This window comes from Sphingobacterium hungaricum, assembly GCF_015210005.1.
Lineage (GTDB): Bacteria > Bacteroidota > Bacteroidia > Sphingobacteriales > Sphingobacteriaceae > Sphingobacterium > Sphingobacterium hungaricum.
On the sequence record NZ_MU158698.1, the window covers coordinates 1,288,441 to 1,310,268 of the forward strand.

At 38.4% G+C, this 21,828-nt stretch carries 21 protein-coding genes and 1 riboswitch; of the genes, 9 read left to right on the forward strand and 12 right to left on the reverse strand.

Annotated features, from left to right (window positions below; translation table 11 throughout):
* Positions 1-56 precede the first annotated feature (56 nt).
* On the forward strand, positions 57-599 hold the full coding sequence (locus tag C4F49_RS08925; RefSeq protein WP_196935518.1) for a hypothetical protein: 543 nt from the start codon (positions 57-59) through the stop codon (positions 597-599).
* Positions 600-640: 41 nt separating this feature from the next.
* A riboswitch (SAM riboswitch) is annotated at positions 641-750 on the forward strand.
* 70 nt (positions 751-820) lie between these two features.
* Positions 821-3,136 carry a 5-methyltetrahydropteroyltriglutamate--homocysteine S-methyltransferase gene (gene metE / locus C4F49_RS08930; protein WP_196935519.1) on the forward strand — a complete coding sequence of 772 codons (2,316 nt, stop codon included), beginning with the start codon at positions 821-823 and terminating at the stop codon, positions 3,134-3,136.
* A 70-nt stretch (positions 3,137-3,206) separates the two neighbouring features.
* Here metE and C4F49_RS08935 read toward each other — a convergent pair whose 3' ends face one another.
* From C4F49_RS08935 to uvrB, 3 genes are read right to left on the reverse strand one after another with little or no spacing between them, the layout of a single operon-like run.
* Positions 3,207-3,659, reverse strand: a complete 453-nt coding sequence (locus tag C4F49_RS08935) for a nucleotidyltransferase (protein ID WP_196935520.1) — start codon at positions 3,657-3,659, stop codon at positions 3,207-3,209.
* A gap of 11 nt (positions 3,660-3,670) precedes the next feature.
* Positions 3,671-3,871 (reverse strand): hypothetical protein, encoded by a 201-nt coding sequence (locus tag C4F49_RS08940; protein WP_196935521.1) that lies wholly within the window; start codon positions 3,869-3,871, stop codon positions 3,671-3,673.
* 28 nt (positions 3,872-3,899) lie between these two features.
* Positions 3,900-5,930: an excinuclease ABC subunit UvrB gene (uvrB, locus tag C4F49_RS08945; protein WP_196935522.1), complete on the reverse strand. Its 2,031-nt coding sequence runs from the start codon at positions 5,928-5,930 to the stop codon at positions 3,900-3,902.
* Positions 5,931-6,058: 128 nt separating this feature from the next.
* Between uvrB and upp the strand changes: the two genes are divergently transcribed.
* The 4 genes from upp (at position 6,059) to C4F49_RS08965 (ending at position 8,505) form a co-directional block, all read left to right on the forward strand.
* Positions 6,059-6,703, forward strand: coding sequence for a uracil phosphoribosyltransferase (upp, locus tag C4F49_RS08950; RefSeq protein ID WP_196935523.1), 645 nt, complete (start codon positions 6,059-6,061; stop codon positions 6,701-6,703).
* A 135-nt stretch (positions 6,704-6,838) separates the two neighbouring features.
* On the forward strand, positions 6,839-7,315 hold the full coding sequence (locus C4F49_RS08955; protein ID WP_196935524.1) for a ribonuclease H-like YkuK family protein: 477 nt from the start codon (positions 6,839-6,841) through the stop codon (positions 7,313-7,315).
* 49 nt (positions 7,316-7,364) lie between these two features.
* Positions 7,365-7,979: a nicotinamide riboside transporter PnuC gene (pnuC, locus tag C4F49_RS08960; RefSeq protein WP_196935525.1), complete on the forward strand. Its 615-nt coding sequence runs from the start codon at positions 7,365-7,367 to the stop codon at positions 7,977-7,979.
* Positions 7,966-8,505 (forward strand): AAA family ATPase, encoded by a 540-nt coding sequence (locus tag C4F49_RS08965; protein ID WP_196937236.1) that lies wholly within the window; start codon positions 7,966-7,968, stop codon positions 8,503-8,505. The genes pnuC and C4F49_RS08965 overlap by 14 nt, the downstream gene beginning before the upstream one ends.
* A gap of 4 nt (positions 8,506-8,509) precedes the next feature.
* Here the strand turns inward: C4F49_RS08965 and C4F49_RS08970 are convergent, their stop codons facing one another.
* From C4F49_RS08970 to ahcY, 6 genes are all read right to left on the reverse strand, one after another.
* Positions 8,510-9,307 (reverse strand): M48 family metallopeptidase, encoded by a 798-nt coding sequence (locus C4F49_RS08970; protein WP_196935526.1) that lies wholly within the window; start codon positions 9,305-9,307, stop codon positions 8,510-8,512.
* Positions 9,304-9,741: a magnetosome magnetite crystal formation protein family gene (locus C4F49_RS08975; protein WP_196935527.1), complete on the reverse strand. Its 438-nt coding sequence runs from the start codon at positions 9,739-9,741 to the stop codon at positions 9,304-9,306. Before C4F49_RS08975 ends, C4F49_RS08970 begins: the two co-directional genes overlap by 4 nt.
* On the reverse strand, positions 9,738-10,151 hold the full coding sequence (locus tag C4F49_RS08980; RefSeq protein ID WP_196935528.1) for a DUF2752 domain-containing protein: 414 nt from the start codon (positions 10,149-10,151) through the stop codon (positions 9,738-9,740). The genes C4F49_RS08975 and C4F49_RS08980 overlap by 4 nt, the downstream gene beginning before the upstream one ends.
* Before the next feature lie 10 nt (positions 10,152-10,161).
* Positions 10,162-10,503 (reverse strand): TM2 domain-containing protein, encoded by a 342-nt coding sequence (locus C4F49_RS08985; protein ID WP_196935529.1) that lies wholly within the window; start codon positions 10,501-10,503, stop codon positions 10,162-10,164.
* A 174-nt stretch (positions 10,504-10,677) separates the two neighbouring features.
* Positions 10,678-11,889 (reverse strand): basic secretory protein-like protein, encoded by a 1,212-nt coding sequence (locus tag C4F49_RS08990; protein WP_196935530.1) that lies wholly within the window; start codon positions 11,887-11,889, stop codon positions 10,678-10,680.
* A 726-nt stretch (positions 11,890-12,615) separates the two neighbouring features.
* Positions 12,616-13,932 (reverse strand): adenosylhomocysteinase, encoded by a 1,317-nt coding sequence (gene ahcY, locus C4F49_RS08995; protein ID WP_196935531.1) that lies wholly within the window; start codon positions 13,930-13,932, stop codon positions 12,616-12,618.
* Between the two features lie 158 nt (positions 13,933-14,090).
* Between ahcY and C4F49_RS09000 the strand changes: the two genes are divergently transcribed.
* The 3 genes from C4F49_RS09000 (at position 14,091) to C4F49_RS09010 (ending at position 17,327) form a co-directional block, all read left to right on the forward strand.
* Positions 14,091-14,501, forward strand: a complete 411-nt coding sequence (locus C4F49_RS09000) for a BrxA/BrxB family bacilliredoxin (RefSeq protein ID WP_196935532.1) — start codon at positions 14,091-14,093, stop codon at positions 14,499-14,501.
* Positions 14,502-14,624: 123 nt separating this feature from the next.
* A complete protein-coding gene (locus C4F49_RS09005) occupies positions 14,625-15,587 on the forward strand; it encodes a Fic family protein (RefSeq protein WP_231388249.1) in 963 nt (320 codons plus the stop codon).
* A gap of 105 nt (positions 15,588-15,692) precedes the next feature.
* Positions 15,693-17,327, forward strand: a complete 1,635-nt coding sequence (locus tag C4F49_RS09010) for an amidohydrolase (RefSeq protein ID WP_196935533.1) — start codon at positions 15,693-15,695, stop codon at positions 17,325-17,327.
* Between the two features lie 443 nt (positions 17,328-17,770).
* Here C4F49_RS09010 and C4F49_RS09015 read toward each other — a convergent pair whose 3' ends face one another.
* The 3 genes from C4F49_RS09015 to C4F49_RS09025 all read right to left on the reverse strand — a co-directional run bounded on the left by C4F49_RS09015 (position 17,771) and on the right by C4F49_RS09025 (position 21,777).
* Positions 17,771-19,036 carry a DUF1501 domain-containing protein gene (locus tag C4F49_RS09015; protein ID WP_196935534.1) on the reverse strand — a complete coding sequence of 422 codons (1,266 nt, stop codon included), beginning with the start codon at positions 19,034-19,036 and terminating at the stop codon, positions 17,771-17,773.
* Positions 19,037-19,047: 11 nt separating this feature from the next.
* Positions 19,048-20,793 (reverse strand): DUF1800 domain-containing protein, encoded by a 1,746-nt coding sequence (locus tag C4F49_RS09020; RefSeq protein WP_196935535.1) that lies wholly within the window; start codon positions 20,791-20,793, stop codon positions 19,048-19,050.
* 78 nt (positions 20,794-20,871) lie between these two features.
* Complete coding sequence (locus C4F49_RS09025) at positions 20,872-21,777, reverse strand: hypothetical protein (protein WP_196935536.1); 906 nt, start codon at positions 21,775-21,777, stop codon at positions 20,872-20,874.
* Positions 21,778-21,828 lie beyond the last annotated feature (51 nt).

A 21,828-nucleotide genomic window follows, 5' to 3' on the forward strand; every position in this document is an offset into this window, starting at 1 on the left:
ATCTCCTAATTTTAATGAATTAGGAGATTTTTTTGTTGTAACTTTAGTAGACTTATATGAAGGTTTTTCTAAGAAAACACTGCATTTTTTTGATTCTTCCATTTGCACTTGGATGTACGGGAGCGCATACAGACCAAAAGGGCAACGACAGAAACCGAGAAGCTCGTATCGACACGGCTGAAGCGCTTATGGCTCTAGTGGATTCAATCACAAAATTACCTTTCGATAAATTTAATGAAAACGGACTGTTGCATATCCAGAAATTATTTGAGGATCAGTTTCCAATTGAAATTTTTAATAAAAATGACAATAGCATTTCCGATCCATTTGTGATATCATCTTCAAAAGCGGATGACCAAATGCTGGCAGATATTTCAATTTATTTAAACGAGCCGTATTCGAATGCTACGCGAATAGCAGATTTTTCTAACTACTTTGGGCCGATCGAAGAAAAACATCGGCTTTCTCGCGCCATGAAAGTGCCTCTTCCAGAAACGATAGAAATAGACAATCGCACAAGCTTACAAATAAGACATTTAGATCGATTGGGCGAAGACGAAAAATTAGTATTTCAAATAGTCATATCAAAAGAAAAATAAAATAAATTGCATTTTTAGACATTTTTCTATAAATTTGCCATCGCTTATAGAGAAAGGCAGAGGGATTAGACCCGAAGAAGCCTTAGCAACCTGTCACTAGACAAGGTGCTACATTCTACTCCAGCATTAATGAACTGGGGAAAGATAAGCTGAAATCACTTAATCAAGTGTCCTTCTCTTAGCAACAAGTTTCAAGTAAATTTTATAATTATCATAGTATTATGTTATTAACAAACAATTTAGGGTACCCTCGCGTAGGCGCTTTCCGTGAATTAAAAAAAGCTAACGAGTCGTATTGGGCAAAGAAAATTTCTGCAGAAGAACTATTAAATGTTGCTGCTGAGATCCGCAAAGGAAATTGGAAAACTCAAAAAGATGCAGGAATTGATTTGATTCCTTCGAATGATTTTTCTTTTTATGATCAAGTATTAGACTTCACATTAACGGTTGGAGCGATTCCTGCCCGTTACAATTCTTTGTTGAACAAAATCGACCGCAAGTACAACTTGGATCTTTACTTTGCTTTGGCACGTGGATTCCAAGAAGACGGTGTAGATGTGACAGCACAAGAAATGACTAAATGGTTTGATACCAACTACCACTATTTAGTTCCTGAATTCACTAAAAATCAAGAATTCAAATTAACATCTGAAAAATTCTTAAACGAATATAACGAGGCTAAAGGATTAGGAATCGAAACGAAACCTGTTGTTTTAGGCCCAATCACTTACCTATTATTAGGTAAAGAAAAAGAAGAAGGTTTTAACCGCATCGATTTAATCGACAAGTTGATTCCTGTTTATGAAGAAATTTTAGGAAAATTAGCTGCTGCTGGCGCGAAATACATTCAAATCGATGAGCCTTTCTTGGCTTTGGATATTGATGAGAAAACGAAAAGCTTGTATGCTTCAGTTTTTGAAAAATTAAAAGCTGCTGCAAATGGCACTAAATTGATCGTTGCGACTTATTTTGAAGCATTGCGCGACAACGAAGATACTGCCCTTAATTTGCCAGTTGATGTTTTGCATTTAGATTTAGTTCGTGGCGAAAACCACTTGGATACCGTTCTTGCTAAAGTTCCTGCTTCATTGACACTTTCTTTAGGTGTTGTTGAAGGCCGTAACATTTGGAAAAACGATTACGAAAAATCATTGGGATTAATCAAAAAAGCTGTGGATGCATTAGGAAAAGACCGCGTTTGGGTTGCTCCTTCTTCATCTTTATTGCATGTTCCTTTTGATTTAGATAATGAGGACAACGAAGAATCATTGCCTGCGGAAGTTAAAAATTGGTTGGCATTCGCGAAGCAAAAATTAGCGGAAGTAAAAGATTTAGCGATCTTAGCTGAAGGCGAAGTAGATGCTAAAACTGCTGAGCGTTTTGAAGCAAACAAACAAGCTGCAGAAAGCCGCCGCACATCTCCATTGATCCACAAACCAGAAGTGAAAGAACGTACTGCAAACATCACAGATGATGATGCTACGCGTACTTCTAAATTTGCTTCTCGTAAAGAAGCTCAAAAAGCTAAATTTGGTTTACCCGATTTTGCTACAACGACTATCGGATCATTCCCTCAAACAAAAGATGTACGTAAATGGCGTGCTGATTTGAAAAAAGGAGCAATTACGCAAGAGCAATACGATAAAGAAATTGCTGAAGAAACAGAACGTACTATTCGTTTGCAAGAGCAATTGGATATCGACGTTTTGGTTCACGGTGAATTCGAGCGTAATGACATGGTTGAATACTTCGGTGAGCAATTGGCAGGATACGCATTCACTAAAAATGGATGGGTTCAGTCTTATGGATCTCGTTGTGTAAAACCTCCGATTATTTTCGGTGATGTTTACCGTCCATCAGATATGACTGTGCGTTGGTCAGCTTATGCGCAATCATTAACTGGACGCCCTGTAAAAGGAATGTTAACTGGTCCAGTTACGATTTTACAATGGTCATTCGTTCGTAACGATCAGCCTCGTTCGACAACAACATACCAAATCGCATTAGCTATTTTGGATGAAGTTCAAGCTTTAGAAAAAGCTGGAATTAAAATTATCCAAATTGATGAGCCTGCAATTCGCGAAGGTCTTCCATTGCGCAAAGCAGATCAAAAAGACTACTTGAATTGGGCAGTTCGTTCATTCCGTGTTTCTTCTTCAAACGTAGATGACGATACGCAGATCCACACGCACATGTGTTATTCTGAGTTCAATGATATTATCGAAGATATCGCTGCGATGGACGCTGATGTGATCACGATTGAAACTTCTCGTTCTCAAATGGAATTGTTAGATGCATTTGCCGCAGATTTCAAATATCCAAATGATATCGGACCTGGAGTTTATGACATCCACTCGCCTCGCGTACCAAGTACAGAGGAAATGGTTGACTTATTGCGCAAAGCAAAAGCGGTAGTTCCAGCTGAACAATTATGGGTAAATCCTGACTGTGGATTAAAAACTCGTGCTTGGCCAGAAACAAAAGCTGCACTAGAATCTATGGTAGAAGCTGCAAAAATCTTGCGTGCTGAAGCATAAGGATTAATAAATCATTATACTAAAAACCCCCTTCGATGAAAATCGAAGGGGGTTTTGTTTTGTACTATTTTTACAAAAGATTATTAATATCATCTATATCTTTTGGTCTATTGCTGTGTCTTTTAGCCTCTAAAAGTTGGTTTTTATGAAGTGTTCTAATTTTTAAACCGTCATCTTCAAATTCGACAGCTGAAGAAAAATTCTCATCAAAAACAAGCCCTTTAACTTGAACCATGATATCAATAGCTACTGGTGGAACTCCAAATGTAAAAACATCCCATTCTATATGATTTAGAAAATTTTCTTCAGTCATATCAAATGTAGGCATCCCAAATTCTTGAAAGGCCTTAACTAAATTTAAATAATTTTCTTTTGTTCGATCCACCCAAATATCCATATCACCAGTAGTACGCGAGTATCCATGCATGATTACTGCAAAACCACCAACTAAAATATAACGTACCTTATTATTATTTAAAGCTTGTATGAATTCTCTAAAATCTTCTTGAAAAATATTTCCCATGCCTACTATCCTTACCTTGCTCGAACACTAAATTTTGTCTTATCCATTCTAGGAGGATTATCTAAAGGAAAATTAAAAGCAATGCTATTTAAGTAGTTTGCTATAACCAATCTTTCTTGCCAAGTTAATTTTGAATAATAAAATTTATGATCTGCTGCCTGCTCTGCAGTTTGTGCTTTAAAAGCTGTCCTATCCAAACGAAATGATTTCATTACTTGAAATTACAAAAACAACATCAATTTACCCAAACCTTTCCTCAAACATCTTCTCCATAGCGAACATTTCATCGCGCAACTTAGCAGCTTCTAAGAAATCCATCTCTTTGGCGGCTTTTTCCATGCGTTTGCGAACCGTTTCTATCGCTTTGCGCATATCCTTTTCCCCTATGTATTCCAATACCGGATCCGCAGCGATAATTGATTTCGCATCGGGTTCGATATACGCTTTCGCCTCCCCTGGTTTAAAGTCAGCAACTGAAGTTTGTTCGATAATTTCTTCACGTGTTTTTCCTACAGTTCTCGGCGTAATGCCATGCAAGGTATTATACTCAATCTGTTTGTCGCGGCGGCGATCGGTTTCTTCAATGGTAACCCGCATGCTGTCAGTCATTTTATCCGCGTACATAATCACTTTCCCTTTATCATTCCTCGCCGCGCGGCCGATTGTTTGAATTAAGGAGCGTTCCGAACGAAGAAATCCTTCCTTATCTGCATCCAAAATAGCCACCAACGTCACTTCTGGTAAATCCAGACCCTCTCTCAACAAATTCACACCAACTAGCACATCAAATTCGCCTAAACGCAATCCGCGAAGGATTTCTACACGTTCCAATGTTTTTATTTCCGAATGGATATAATTGACCTTGATATTTAATCGACTCATGTATTTCGTCAATTCCTCAGCCATACGCTTCGTCAATGTCGTAGCTAGAATACGTCCACCTTCTTTAATCGTTTTATCTACTTCTTCCAAGAAATCATCGACTTGGTTAATTGCCGGACGCACTTCGATGATCGGATCCAACAAACCTGTCGGCCGAATAACTTGTTCGACAACGACTCCTTCCGTCTGCTGCAATTCATAATCTCCTGGCGTTGCCGAAACATACACCGTTTGATTGGTCAATGATTCAAATTCCGGAAAATTCAATGGACGGTTGTCCAAAGCAGCTGGTAAACGAAAACCATATTCGACTAACGAAATTTTTCTTGAACGGTCACCTCCATACATTGCTCTAATCTGAGGGATAGTTACGTGGCTTTCATCAATTACCATCAGATAATCTTCTGGGAAATAATCCAACAAACAGAAGGGCCGCATTCCCGGTGTCCGTCCATCAAAGAATCTAGAATAATTTTCAATACCAGAACAGTATCCCAACTCGCGCATCATTTCCAGATCGTAATTCACACGCTCCTCCAGACGTTTCGCCTCCAGCATCTTTCCTTCTTCCTCCAGCTGTGTTTTGCGTTGCATCAGTTCATCTTGTATCTGAAAAATAGAAGAAGTAAATTTCTCTTTTGGAGTCACAAAAAGATTGGCCGGAAACAAAGCCATTGACTCCGTCTTATTCAATGTTTTTCCAGAAACAGGATCGATTTCACTCAGCTCATCGATTTCATCTCCGAAAAATGAAATTCGGTAAGCATGATCCAAATAGGCTGGGTAAATATCAACTGTATCTCCTTTTACACGGAAAGTTCCTCGCTTAAAATCAGCTGTTGTCCTAGAGTAAAGAATTTCAACCAGGCGATGTAAAAATGCATTTCGACTGATGGTGTTGCCTACGGCAAAGCGAAAGATCGATCGAGAAAAATCTTCTGGATTTCCCATACCATAAATACAGGAAACTGACGAAACGACAATAACGTCCCTTCGACCTGACATTAAGGACGAAGTCGTCGCTAACCGCAGCTTTTCGATTTCTTCATTAATCGCCAAATCCTTTTCTATATAGGTATTCGATGAAGCAATAAAAGCCTCGGGCTGATAATAATCGTAATAAGACACAAAATAATTGACCGCATTTTCAGGAAAGAACTGCTTAAATTCCCCATAGAGTTGAGCCGCCAATGTTTTATTGTGGCTCAAAATCAAGGTAGGACGCTGTGTTTCTTGAATTAAATTTGCTACGGTAAAGGTTTTTCCCGATCCGGTCACACCCAATAGCGTTTGGTACATTTCTCCAGCTTCTACACCGGTTACTAATTCTTTTATCGCTTGTGGTTGATCTCCAGTGGGCTTATATTCTGAGGTTAAATTAAATTTCATCTACTGTCTTTCTCCAAACTATAAATCTACCAAAAATTATGCTAGGTCTTCATATCCGATCCGATTATTACTATTCTTAAACTTTTATAGGTTTTTATTGTTAAATTGTAAACAAATATTGTCTTGCCATGATCACTATTCTCACCAAAGAAAATTCAATAGTCAATCATTTTGTAGCAGAATTGCGCGATGTGAATATTCAAAAAGACAGATTAAGATTTCGGAGAAATCTCGAACGCTTAGGGGAAATTACGGCTTATGAAATCAGCAAAACTCTTTCTTACGATGCGCTGGATGTAGAAACACCGTTAGGCATAGCGCCTTCCCAAGTTTTGGTCGAACAGCCGATTTTACTAACAATTATTCGCGCTGGCTTGCCTTATCATCAAGGTATGCTCAATATTTTCGACCAAGCGGATAGCGGCTTTATCGCTGCATATCGACACACGAAGAAAAGCGGTGAATTTGAAGTCCATAAGAAATATGCAAGCACGCCCAATCTCGACGACAAAATAGTTATCCTTTCAGATCCGATGTTAGCAACAGGAAAAAGCTTGGTCTTGGTCTGCAAAGATTTATTGAGCAATTATTCCATTAAAGAGTTGCATATCGCCGTGGTTATTGCTTCTGAAGAAGGGATTCAGCATGTACAGGCTTTTGTCCCTCAAGCTAATCTTTGGATTGGAGCAGTGGATAATGAATTGACAAGTAAAGCGTATATTGTTCCTGGATTAGGGGATGCAGGCGATTTGGCCTTCGGAAATAAAGAGTAAGGAATAAAGAACAGGGAAATGGCTATTCGCCTAAAGCCTACTGCCTAAGGCCTACCGGTTAAAGTAATAAAAACTTAATAGTAAAGAAATACAACATGTTAAAAAGTAAAGTAAATTTAAATAAAAATCAACAAGATGAATCAATGGCAAAAGTACAATGGCGAAATCATTCATGCCTCCATCAGTGAAGAAGTTGAATGCATTTTAAAAAAAGAGTCTGAATTAGGGAACAAACTCAAGGTGTATATCGGAACCGATTCCCAAGTCAAACGAAGGGTTGTGGAATTTGCGACCGTAATCGTTTTCTTACGGGAGCATAAAGGCGGTTTTATGTATATCCATAAAGACCGGATTTTCCACCAAATGAGCATCAAAGAAAGAATGCTCACCGAGGTACAAAAGTCAATCGACATCGCTTACCTCCTCTGCCCCCTCCTCGAACAAAACCAAATAGACCTAGAAATTCACGCCGACATCAACACCAATCCCAACTTCCAATCCAACGTAGCACTTAAAGAAGCCATGGGCTACATCATGGGTATGGGATTTATTTTTAAAGCAAAACCAGAATCATTTGCAAGCACAAACTGTGCAAATAAAATGGTTCAGTAATAGGTCTTAAAACCGCTTTCATTTTTTTGTATCTTTAAATCCATTAAAGATGCAAGAATTCTTCACCTCTTTTTTTCAGCAGTTGCTACACACTTCCCTCTTGGAATGGATCGCATCCATTAGCGGATTTTTGTGCGTTTATCTTGCTGCAAAGCAGAATATCCTGAATTGGCCGATTAGCATAATCAGCGTTGGAATCTACGCCTATCTTTTCTACCAAAGCAAATTATTCGGCGACGCCGTGCTACAGATCTATTTTCTGGGAACTGCCATATACGGCTGGTACTATTGGATCAATCGGAAAGAAGAAAAACCAAGAGCCATCGTTTCTTTTTCGGCAAAGCAAATGGGCTTGACGGTAGCAATTATTGCTTCATTAACTTTTGCACTTGGGTATTACCTGGACAACTTCACGCCTTCTGACGTTCCCTATATCGACGGATTTTGTACAGCAATCAGTTTTGTCGCACAATTTTTAATGACGCGCAAAGTCGTCCAGAATTGGTTGCTTTGGGTTTTTGTCGACATCTGTTACATTCCCTTGTACATTCATAAAGACTTAGCATTAACTTCGCTATTGTATCTAGCTTTTGCTATTATTGCATGGAGAGGATACGTGGATTGGAAAAATGAATATCAAAAGAAACAGCATGCCATTGGATAGATTAGCAAAAATTGCCATCGTTGGTCCTGAATCGACTGGAAAATCGACTTTAGCTCAATTTTTAGGAGAAGAATTTGACAGCATCTGCGTGCCCGAATACGCTCGCTATTATTGCCAAAATTTAAATAACCAATACACACTTCAAGATGAAGTGAACATGTTCTATGGCCAAATGGCGTTAGAAGAAGCGTTGATTCCGCTTGCGAAGCACAACCTCCTTTTCTGCGACGTTACCATCTTAACCATAAAAATCTGGTGCGACCATCTTTTCGGTGATACGCCTAATGAGGTGAAAGAAGAAATCAAAAACAGAAAATACGATTTATACCTATTAATGGATATTGATTTACCTTGGCAGGATGATCCTTTGCGAGATTTTCCAAAAGATCGGGAATATTTCTTGGAGGTTTGGAAAAAAGAATTGGCCGACTTGAATGCGAATTACAAAATTATCTCAGGATTGGGTGAAGAAAGAATTGAAAATGGCAAAATGGCTGTCAGCGAATTTTTAAATCTTCATAAGTAAAAACTTACTTTTCGAATTCATTCAATCGGGCAATCATGTCACTCCACGTTTCCTCGGAGATAATGGATTCATAATGGCTTTTATCCGGATTTATTTTTTCTGATAAATATTCAGAGCGATCTATTCCGTCAGGATGTGTACTTAGCCAAGAATACAAAGACAATCCTTCTTCCTTTTGAATAGAATCCAATTTGACCATAAAATTCACAAAAGCTGCAGGATTTACCTTTGCCTTTTCCAAATAAGCAAGGCCAATCAAATCTGCTTCCTTTTCCATATCTCGGCTAAACGCATTCGTTGACAAAAATTGGGTAACGGAAGAAAATGCTTCGGCAGCATTTCCGCTCACTGCTGAAAACAGAAACTGCAATCCGAATTGCTGAACAAGTGATTTCATCACATGATTTTGTTTGATATGCGCAAGCTCGTGCGCCATAACGCCCGCAACTTCATCTGCATTCTCAGCTTCAGTGATTAACGCGCTATAAAAAACCATTTTATTCCCCGGCAAAGCGAAGGCATTGACTTCATCCGAGTGCAATACATGCAATTCGATAGTATTCTCCAAATTATTTGCTTCGCAAAGTTTGTGCAGCATACTATCTAATGCGGCATTAGCGCCATGGATTTCATCCGCATCTAGCCTCAGGCTATTAAAGACTCGGTCGCCGAGAGACTCCTCTAGCTTTTGCAAAGAACTTTCCACATGGAGCATCTTCATCCAGTTGATCTGCGTTAAGCAAAAAATAGCAATCGCAAATGTTGCGAGCACAATAAATCCTTGAACGATTGCCTTACTCATGACTTATTCTTTACTAGTTGTTGGGTTAATGTCCCGAAGAAATACCATTGCACATGCACACCTTTCCGAACTTGAATAGCGGAGTAGACGGTTAGAATAAATTCGGAAATATTGACGACGATTAAAAAGATCAGGTAGCCGATATATGCATTTGACAACTCGTTTTTTTGAAGAAAAATCGATAAAGACCACCAGAATCCAAATGAATTGAAAAAGAACAAAAACAATTGCGAAAGCAAAAATTGGGTGGTATGCCAGCGCACAAAATAAGTCGATTTCCTTGTTCCGAAGTAAAAGATTATCGAGGCTAATAAATTAAAAATCGGAATCGGCAAACCCGCAACTACCGCTAATAAAGAGATAACATACGCATTCGAAGCGCCCTCTAGTTCTGATTCGTAAGGTGTATAAGCAAATGCTTCTTTAGTTTTCATAATCCCTTTTCGATGTTCCAAATCCAATTTGCCATAATCAGCAAGATGAATGGAAGATAAATGATCGGTTTCCGAAAAAGGCTTTCCATTTTTCGGAATGCAAAAAAAGCTGATTTCTTATTTGAAACCCAATCATAGATTATCCAAAATGGAATAACCAACATAGCAACTGCCAACACTATCCCTAACGGATTGGTCTGTATGGATTCGTTGATATTTCCATCAATCAAACAATGCATCGACCGCGTGGATCCGCAAGAAGGACAGGGCAATCCAGTCACTAATTTAAACGGGCAAAGTGTGACCGATTCGCCAATTACAGAATTTCCATATTTGGTAGAAAAAAGCCAAACATAAGCAACTGCACATGCACTAAACAGAAATAGATATAATTTTCTAGCTTGATGCATGACAGCCCATTTAGTACATTAATACTTGCTGGATCTTTTCTAGATTTTTTTGACGGGTTGCTTCTTGAATTAAGAACCAATCCACTATTGCCCAAATCCCTAACCCTCCACATGTAATTAGCTTTCCAATTCCCATACCTACATCGCCGATCAAAAACCGATCTATCCCTAGACTTCCGCCGACAACAGAAACAATGAGAATAGTGGAAGGGTCTTTGAATTGCAAAGAACTTAGCAACGGCCACATTGAATCGTCTGCAGCCATTAATTGATCCCTGATCGTCATCAAATAAGAACCTTCAAAATATTTTCCATTGCTCATGATGAACATATCAACCTTTTGTGCCTCCATTTACTTAAGTAATTTATTAATAACTGATTAAAATAGTATATTCCAATTTTACAAATAAAAGTTAATAATACCTTCTATTTTCGAAATTAATTTGAAAATTAATTAAAAAAGCCCTGCAGTTTTAACTGCAAGGCTAATCAATTATAAAACAACATTTCCTTTTAACCGTTGATTCTACAAAGCTGGATTACTGGCATATTTTGCCCACAAATCATCTACATTTTTACCTGTGTTTGCTTGCCAGAATGCTTCTGTATACGTTTTATTCCGAATTGCCTGATCTACATCTTTTACAAATCCAGGCTTCACATGCTTTTCAATCCATGCTAAAAAACGAGCTGTGACACGGTACGCGTCGGTATAAGACTGATTGGATTGAAAATTAGGCAATGACCATCCGGCTCCAGCATTGTCCAATCCATAGGCGTAACGGACGTAATCAGCTATCCCTTCGGAAAGCCAGCCTGGCGCACCCCCCGAATAGGCTTGGATATGATGCATGATTTCATGTGTGACTACGTCAATGTCTTTCGGATTCGACTGCATGTAATTGTAACTGTAGACCACGACCTTTCCTATCGCATAGGCAACGCCATCATAGGTTGGATCCACAATAAAATAAAGGCTTTTTTGTGCATTCGGATTGAAATCATTCAATAGCTTCGGGTAATTAGTGAAAAATGTTTCAATCATTTTCTCCTGATAAGCAAGCTGCTGACTTCCAGTTTTATTGATGAAATGCAGGGTTAATCCGTCTTTGCTGATGCTATCTACATAGGTGATAGGCTTAAGCTCTTGTTGTTCCCGAGGAACTTCCAAAAGCCTGAATTCCGATGCTTGGAATACATCCCCATAGTAAACGGATGTAATGTTCCATCGGTAATATTTGAATTTTTTGCTGTTCTTAAAATCAAAACGCTTCGTCAGTTTTCTTGAGCGCAATTGCTCTCCAATCTGCCGATCAACGACTTCCCAGTTTGTTCCATCGTTCGAACCCGTAATTGTCCAATCCATTGGATCTCTTCCATCCGCATCATTCCCTGTCGTGAATTCATAAGCTCCGATTAATCGAGCGGAATCCAATTCCAATTGAATATAAAAATCTGGCTTAAAATCGAAAATTAGAAATTTTGTATCCTTATTATTGTCAATCAATTTTGATGAACCTTCATTTCCTTGAGCACCGGAAGGATTTTCCTGACTAACAGTCAATATTCCTTTACTAGTTACATCGTTAACCGAAATGGGGTCTTTAGCAGCATTTTCTGGCTCTTCTATCTCTTCTTCTGGAATAATAGGTTTTTCATTTTTTACACAGCTAGATGTGCTAAAAACTAAAAATAGGACAACCAAGGCGTTGGCAATTGGCGCAAGTAAAATTCTCATTCTTTAGAATTGTTTAAGTTTATAGAGTGGTCAATAAAGCTATTGACATGGATTACTATCTACTAAAATAGAACAATAATCTTACTTTAACAAATTTTAAATCGGTTTAGCAATTTTTAAAAAATTTAAGTAAGAAGTTCGCTCTATTGCTAGTCCTTCGTCTTTTGTGAACATCTCCTTATGTTCTGCGGCCTTCTTTCCAAAATTTATTCCGCAAAGAAAAAGGCTAGATTTTACACCTAGCTCTGTGTCTTCTGTGAACTTCTCTGCGTCTTCTGCGATCTCCTCCCAAAAAATTAATCCGCAGAGTTTCACGGAGAAGACCCGGAGTATCGCAGAGAAAAAGCCTAGATTTTACACCTAGCTCTGTGTCTTCTGTGAACTTCTCTGCGTCTTCTGCGGTCTCCTCCCAAAAAATTATTCCGCAGAGTTTCACAAAGAAGACACGGAGTTTCGCAGAGAAAAGTCTAGGTTTTACACCTAGCTCTGTGTATTCTGTGGCCTTCTTTCCAAGAATTTATTCCGCAGAGTTTCACAAAGAAGACACGGAGTTTCGCAGAGAAAAGTCTAAATTTTACACCTAGCTCTGTGTCTTCTGCGATTTTCTCTGCGTCTTCTGCGATCCTTAACTCAAAAAATCTTTCACTACTTTCAAATTTTTAATTAAAAAAGCCCTGCAATTTATACACTGCAAGGCTTTTGAATTTTTACTTTTGAATTTTGAATTTAATACCGGTACGCCTCAGCTTTGTAAGGACCGTCTACAGTAACTCCGATATAAGCTGCTTGATCTTCTGTTAACACATCCAATTCAACGCCAATCTTCGCCAAATGCAAGCGAGCAACTTTCTCATCTAAATGCTTAGGCAATGTGTATACTTGATTTTCGTATTGATCAGTATTCAACCACAGTTCCAATTGTGCTAATGTTTGATTTGTAAACGAGTTAGACATCACAAATGAAGGGTGTCCTGTTGCACAGCCTAAATTCACTAAACGTCCTTCTGCAAGCAAAATAACATCTTTGCCATCAATTGTATATTTATCAACCTGAGGTTTAATTTCTACTTTAGTTGATCCATAGTTGCTATTTAACCAAGCAACATCAATTTCGTTATCAAAGTGACCAATGTTACAAACTACCGCTTTGTCTTTCATTGTTTTGAAATGCTCACCGCGAACGATGTCTTTATTTCCCGTTGTAGTCACAATGATATCCGCTTCCTGAACAGCTGTTGCAAATTTCTTCACTTCAAAACCTTCCATCGCCGCTTGTAAAGCACAGATTGGATCGATTTCAGTTACAATTACACGAACACCTGCTGAGCGCAAAGATTCTGCAGAACCTTTACCGACATCTCCGTAACCAGCAACTACACCAACTTTACCCGCCAACATTAAATCTGTTGCGCGACGGATCGCATCAACCAATGATTCACGGCATCCGTATTTGTTATCAAATTTTGATTTCGTAACCGAATCATTCACGTTGATTGCTGGCAAATGCAATGTACCGTTTTTCATACGGTCATATAAGCGATGAACACCCGTAGTTGTTTCTTCTGAAAGACCTTTAATTCCTGCAATTAATTCAGGATATTGATCAAAGACCATGTTCGTTAAATCACCTCCATCATCTAAAATCATATTTAAAGGCTGACGGTCTTCTCCGAAATACAAAGTCTGTTCGATACACCAGTTAAATTCTTCTTCTGTCAATCCTTTCCATGCGTAAACAGGAATTCCAGCCGCCGCAATAGCTGCTGCTGCGTGGTCTTGCGTTGAGAAAATATTACATGACGACCAAGTTACATCTGCACCCAATTCTACCAAAGTCTCAATTAAAACGGCCGTTTGGATTGTCATATGCAGACATCCTGCAATGCGAGCGCCCTTTAATGGTTTCGAGGCACCAAACTCCTCGCGTAAACTCATTAAGCCAGGCATTTCAGCTTCCGCCAATTCAATTTCTTTGCGACCCCATTCTGCCAAGCTAATATCTTTTACCTTGTACGGAATGTATGATGTTTGTGTTGATGACATAGTTTTAAATATTAAAATTTCCACAAAAATACTTGAAACCCAACTCATATCAAAACTTAGCTAAAAATTAAACAGTAATTCTGACATTCAATTAAGAGAATGCGCTTGACAAGCGTAAAAAGTTGAGGTATATTTGTATAAATAAAATTGAAGAACGTATGTATCCAGAATATTTAGTAGCACCGATGCGTCAAGAGTTAGTTGACGCGGGTTTTCAAGAATTAAAATCATCAGAAGAAGTAGACACTGCAATTCCTTCTGAAGGAACTGTTTTTGTTGTCGTTAATTCGGTATGTGGTTGCGCTGCCGCGAATGCTAGACCAGCAGCAAAAGCAGCAGTTAAAAATGAAAAACATCCTGATAAATTAGTAACTGTTTTTGCAGGGATGGAAACGGATGCCGTAAACAAAGCACGTCAGTACATGTTGCCTTATCCTCCATCTTCACCAGCGATGGCATTATTCAAAGATGGCAAATTGGTCCACATGATTGAAAGACACAATATCGAAGGACGTCCAGCACAAATGATTGCCGACAACCTTGTTGCAGCTTTTGACGAATATTGTTAATTGTTTTTTAATATTTTTTTTAAAGGCTTTCCAAATCATGGAAAGCCTTTTTTGTTAGTATGCGTATCCCAAAATCATTTTAATAATCGTATTTTTGATAGTATCAAATGATACTATCAAATCATGAAACCTCCATACGACATTACTGCAAAAATTGTAAAACAGATTAGTGAGATTTCTCAAAAAATCGGAGAGGTTAATTCCAAAAACCTAAGCAAGCAAAATCCTAAGCTCAGAAAACAGAATAAAATCCGAACCATTCAATCCTCTTTGGCAATTGAAGGGAATACATTATCCGAAGAGCAGATTACGGCAATCATAGAAAACAAGAAAGTTATCGGTCCTCAAAAAGATATTCAAGAAGTTTTAAATGCTTTGGATGTATATCAAAAAATCAATGAGTTTAACTATACATCCGAAAAGGATTTTTTTAAAGCCCATAAGCTTTTGATGAAAAACCTGATTGAATCATCGGGAAAGTATAGAACAAGTGGAGTCGGCATAATTCAAGGCTCCAAAGTAAAACATTTGGCTCCGCCAGCTTCGAATGTATCGTTTTTGATGAAAGATTTATTTAACTATCTCAAAGACAAGTCAGAATTGGTATTCATCAAAAGCTGTGTGTTTCACTATGAGATGGAATTCATTCATCCGTTTTTGGATGGGAACGGCAGGATGGGCAGATTATGGCAGACTTTAATTTTAATGAACGAATTTCCCTTATTCGAATTCTTGCCTTTCGAATCGTTGATTTCAAAAAATCAAAAGAAATATTACAGCGCTCTATCGGAAGCTGATAAAGAAGGAAAGTCAACGAAATTCATCGAATATATGCTCGACATTATTAATAGGTCTTTAGACGAACTTCTTGATAACAGACCTATAAAATTAAAAGCATCGGATAGATTGACGCTGTTTTTAGAATCGCACACAGGTAAATTCACCAGAAAGGACTACTTAAAGAATTACGTTGACATTTCAACTGCGACAGCAAGCAGAGACCTGAAGAGCGCTGTGGAAAATGGATTGATTGAAAAAATCGGAGATAAGAAAACTACCGTTTACCAAAAGAAACCCGCTCGCTAAAGCTAACGGAAAATCTGTCTTGAAGGTCATAAGAACTGCGATTCTAAAACTATTATTTTAATCTCCTAAAAATCATTCGTAAATTAGAATCATTAAACCAACAGCATGCGAATCAGTATACTATTTCTTTCAGTCATTTTATTTTTTAGTTGCACCACAAATAAAGAGGTTGATTTAATCGTGTACAATGCAAAAGTATATACGGTGGATTCGGCTTTTTCGACGGTCGATGCATTCGCAATAAACAATGGCGTATTTATAGAACTTGGCGAGTCGGAAGATTTGCTTCAGAAATATAACGCGAAAGAAAAAATAGATGCACAACAGAAAGCCGTTTATCCAGGATTTTATGATTCCCATGTGCATTTCTTCGGATTGGCAAACTTAATTGACGAGGTTGATTTAAAAGGCTCAGCTTCTTTCGAAGAAGTGATTGAAAGACTGCAGGACTATCATAAAGCCTATCCAGATAAAAAATGGTTAGTCGCCGGTGGTTGGGACCAAAACCTTTGGGCAGACAAAAATTACCCCACAAAAGATTCATTGGACAAATATTTTCCCGAAGTACCTGTATTTCTTTCACGCGTGGATTATCATGCTGCTGTGGTCAACACAAAAGCATTGCATCTCGCTACTTTAGATAGTGCGTATGTTGTGGAAGGCGGTTTTATTGCTGTCGATAGTTTAGGCAAGCCCAATGGACTACTGATTGATAATGCCGTCGAATTGGTTGCACAATACATTCCAATTCCTGAAGAGAAAGCCTTGTACCACATGCTTAGAAAAGCACAGGATTCGTTAGTGTCAGTCGGATTGACAAGTATTGTCGATGCTGGATTGTCCGATGAAGAAATTGATATTTTGAAAAAATTCTATAATCAAGATTCGCTACAAATCCGGAATTACGCGATGTTGGCTGCCAATCCTGAAAACATTAATCGCGTACTTCGCTTTACGCCGTTCGAGTCCGAAAAATTGACGATTAAGTCTGTGAAATTAATGGCTGATGGGGCATTGGGTTCTCGGGGAGCTTGTTTGTTGAGCGACTATTCGGATGAGCCTACGAAAGGATTTCTGCTGTATTCTCCACAGGAATTGGATAACATTATACGCTTGCTGGCGAATAGTTCGTTTCAGGTAAGCACACACGCTATTGGAGATTCTGCAAATCGCGTTATTCTAGATTTATACGGCAAATACATAAAAGACAAGCCCGAAAGAAGATGGCGCATAGAACATGCGCAGGTTGTCGATTCAGCCGATTTCAGCAAATTCAAGCTGTTTTCCATCATTCCTTCCGTGCAACCTGTACACGCAACTTCAGATATGTATTGGGCAGAAGAACGTTTGGGCGAGAAGCGGATTAAATACGCATATGCCTACAAAGAACTGCTTAATCAATATGGTAAGCTTGCATTGGGCAGCGATTTCCCAGTAGAACATTTTAATCCTTTATATGGATTTCATGCGGCTGTTGCGCGAGTAGACGATGCTGGATTTCCAAAAGGTGGATTTCAACCAGAAAATGCGATTTCAAGAGAAGATGCGCTTCGCGGAATGACAATCTGGGCGGCCTACTCTTGCTTTCAAGAGAAAAAACGAGGAAGCATTGAAAAAGGCAAAGATGCTGATTTTGTAATTTTGGACGATGATATTATGCAGGTAGCTGCAGAAAAATTAAGGTCGGTTAAAACATTGCGAACAGTCATCGCCGGAGAAACTGTTTTTCTAAGAAATTAATTTCTGTGCATTAAACTTGTGGAAGCTCGTGACAATAAAGAATTGGAAATAAAAAGCAATTAATTTTCTTTTAAAGCCTAGTTAGAAGCTGAACGTTTGTAGAAATAGCTAAGAGAATCAATGCGCGCCGTAGGTCGCAGTTCAATCACAAGAATTTTAGATAATGTTAAAGTAAATTGTTGCGTACCTACGGCACGCTGCTATTATTTCAGATTGTTTGGCTACAACTATTTTCGCTACAAATATTTTGCTCCTACGGATCAATCTTATTTTCTAAATCTCAAATCTATGCTCAAATAATCAATTTCCTATGCTTAGGCAAAACACATTTCTAAAAGGAGCGTACCTACGGCACGCAATTGTTAATACAATAAATAGGACTACAAAGCGGTAGCTCCTACGGAGCAATTTTATTCTCAAATCTCAAATCTAGACTCTCACATCTAGACTCTAATAATCCTGGATTCCAATCCATTAAAATCAGGGAACAATTCCGATTTAGAGGAAATCCCTAAATGCTCTTGAGCAACATTTGAAAATACCGAACGAAAATCAGTAGTCACTGGCAAATCACGACCATCTTCTAAGTTCTCTTTGGCTAAAACTGGAACATCTCCATGCACCTTTCCTCCATCCACAGCATTTCCTAAAATAAAATTGCAAGATGCACGTCCGTGGTCAGTTCCTTTTGTACCATTCTGATGGACAGTGCGTCCAAATTCAGTCATCGTCATGACAACAACGTGGTCTTGATAAGCTTCTAAATCTTCCCAGAAAGAAATCATTGATTTCGACAGGTCTTCAACATTTCGGGCAAAAATCCCAGTTGATGCGCCTTGATTGTAATGCGTATCCCAACCTGTAGATTCCGTAAAGGCAACTTCTAATCCGATATCCAATTTGATTAATTGCGCAATTTGTTTGAGCGATTTACCTAAATTCGAATTCGGATATTCGACCTGATTAGCTGGTTTATAATTTTTAATCAAATCACTTTGAAGCAATTTCATCGCTTCGAAACTATCTTTCCCTGTTTCCTTTAATAAATCATTCGACGTCTGGTCATACAGTTCTTCAAAACTTTTGCCTGTTTGATTCAATGCTATTCCAGAGTTTTGTAATTTAAAATTCTTTAAATCCTGAATAGCTAAAGCTTCATGTTCGCCATACAATGAACGAGGCAATGCAGAAGTCATACTGACCGCTGAAAATGGTGTGATGGCATCATGTCCGGACAATCCTACTGCCCTGTTTAACCAGCCACTGCTTGTGTTTTTTGAAAATGGCGTTCCAGATTCCATGTAATCTTGCGCATCAAAATGCGAACGCGTAGTATTCGGAGACCCAATTCCATGCACAATGGCTAATCGGTTATCTCTAAAATACCGCTCAAAGCTTTTCATGCTTGGATGAAGGCCAAATCGTCCATCCAAATCGATTGAAGAAACTGAATTCGCATTTTTTACTGGCGAAATAAACAGGTCTGGTCGTGCGGTTTGCAAAAAAGTATCTTCAAAAGGTGTGACCGCCATTAAACCATCCATAGCGCCGCGCTGAAAAATGCATACCAAAACTTTCTTTTTGCTATATAAAGCACGCAACTTTTCTTGTGCTACGGCTTCCGCCAAAAAAGATGGAATTCCTCCGATTAAGTTTATACCAAATAAACCGATGCAAGATGATTTTAAAAATGCTCTGCGTGATACCATAACCTTCTATTTTATCTTCTTTGAAACTCTGGTGAACCAATTAATAACCCGACGACTTGAGCCAGCACTTTATTATTTACAGAATTTTTCACAGCTGTTCGTCTAACCTCTTCGCTGTTTTCATCCGTTTTCTTATCGACTTTTTGATTAATTTTTGCCTGTAGATTTTGTTCCGTCAGCAAAGGACTCAATCGCTTATCCAACAATTCATAATTAGCCTCAGGTAACAAATATTCGCTGTAAGCCTCTAACGCATCTTGAGGACTTTCAGGCTCCTTGAAATCCAACACTTCTAACAAATCAATCGCAACGCCTGAAGAATTTTGATTGGCAAAGGATAAACCAAAATTCATCCGGTTTAACAATGACCCTGTATTAATCCAATAAGATGAGTAATCTGGAAATCCAGTAGGCGCAATGTAATAATATTTCTTTTCGCCCATGCGCGTAATCCAATTATTCAATTTCACAGGATTTTCTATTGTCGCATCCAAAGCCCTTACCGAACTAATTGCCAATTCGAAAGGCGTTTTTATTTTCGTGTATAGCACATCTTTCGACCAAAAATCTCTTGAGTTGACCATGGCAACCAACACGTTTTTTATCTCGCCGTTCGACTTGATAAAAGCCTGTTGCATGCGCTCCATAATCGCTGCTGAAGGTGTATCGGCAACAAATCGAACCGCTAGTTTCTTTGAAATGAACAGCGCTGTTTTAGGGTTAGTCGATAACAGCTTCATAAGCTTGAGTCCCTCGTTGTATCCTTCATTTTTAAATGATACGCCCAACACTTCCTTATCTCCCGAATCATGATTATTTGCCTGAAACAGAAAATCACCCTGATGTATATTTTTCCTATTCTTGCTTAACGCGGCAATTCGTTCTTCAGAAATTTTGCCCATCGGGTAATAAGTCCAACCCGTCAGCACACGAGCGGCCTCGGTCACATCTTGTTGGGTATATCCGGCGTCCACACCCAGCGTATGCAATTCCAATAACTCACGTGCATAATTTTCATTTAGCCCACGATTTCCATTCTTCTTTGTTCCGACACTGGTTGCATTATCCAAATACAGCAACATCGCTGGTGATTGAGCGGTAGCAACTAACAATTCTTCAAAATTGCCCAGCGCATTCGGACGAATAACAGCAGCTTCATAATTTGGAATGAACGTAGAACTTTGTCCCTTTGAAAAAGATACATTAAAATGGTTGAACCAAAAATCAGTCATCACTTCGCGTAACTGATTTTCGGAATACGCTGCTCGGATTAATTTCGACGACAGAAATTGTCGAATCAATTCATTTTCGTACTTGTAACCCTTAGAAGACATGTACTCTTTCAACAACTCTTGGTGAGCTCGACTTGTCCCGAGCGAATCTTTATTGACGACGCCTGCTTGTACTGCTTCTCTTCGAACCCTAAAATTTTTGGGGTAAATTTCAAAAAGTTCTTGATTGCTTTTTGAGATATCATCAAACTGCTTTAAACGAGCTTGTTCTTCGCTGCTTTCCGAAATACCTTCAAGTTGTGCGGCGAACCAATTCTCAAGACCGATGCTTTCGATATAATCGATATCCTGCTGGTTAAAACCATAAGTAAAGCGGTTCAATAAATGAATGATGGCTTGTCTTTCTGTTAATCCTTCTTTCTTGTAAGGAAATTTCAACTTCTCTTTCTGCTGCGCGTAAAGGTTAGGTAAAAATAACAGTTGAGCAAAAGCAAAAAATAAGATGAAACAAGCAACTTTTTTCATGATAGCGTTTCGATTAACTCCTTAAAATTAGCTATTTACTGTTAAAATAACGTGAAATTAAATTATTTATTTTAAAAGCTAAGCTTGGTAAGGATTGCCGTGGCTGTCGGAATGATTTGTTCTAACAAACAAACTGCTCACGATTAATAGCGGAATAATAACAAAGATAAAATAGTAGAGAAATTGCCGAACATAATATTGAGCCCATAAATCGCGGTCGGTATCCATCCCCTGATAAATATTTATGTAGCCACTTTGAAAATAGGAATGTGTTCGAGCCAATTCCGTATACACTCGTTTGAGCGTATTTTCCGGATACGATTCAAAATACCGAAATGCCCTAACATTGATTTTCTTAAAATGGCTCAAAAATTCATCGTATTGCTTTTTGCCATTCGTTTCCACAAATTCTTCGAAGGGCATGCTGCTGCTGTAGTCAAACGCCAGCCAAGCTTTTGCACCTGATTCGTAGGCCTTTTCTTTCGAGAATACAGGAAGCAAGAATAAGGTCTTGACATATACCTTATCTGAATTAAACAACGAACCCCGTTCAAAAGTATGAAGTGGAATTGCTCGTTGCCTATCGGCATACCAATCTCCCAACTCCAAAAATGGTGGTTGCGTATACTTTGGCAATTCATCTATCGTATTTAGGTATAAAACATTCGCCAGATTAAAATAAAGACTTTTAGAAAGCTGTGAAAAACCGATTAGTAAACAAAAAATAAACACCGCTATAAACTGTATATCTACAACTCTGAATCGAAAAATATATCTTCCATTCTCCACATTTTTTAAAACTTTTCCTCTAGCGAAAAAAGCAATTGCAGCTCCTATAATTAATGGAATGAATATCGTAAATAATTTCGTCGGAAGAATGTTCTCAGTTTTTAGGAGAAATAAAATGTAAATAGATGCACAGAGCAGATAGGCTAAAAATAACCATCCTAAAAAAGGCAAAATATATGTTTTAAGTTTCTTCAAATTTACAACCGTTGCCTAAAAATACAAAAACCTGATAGCAAACTACCAGGT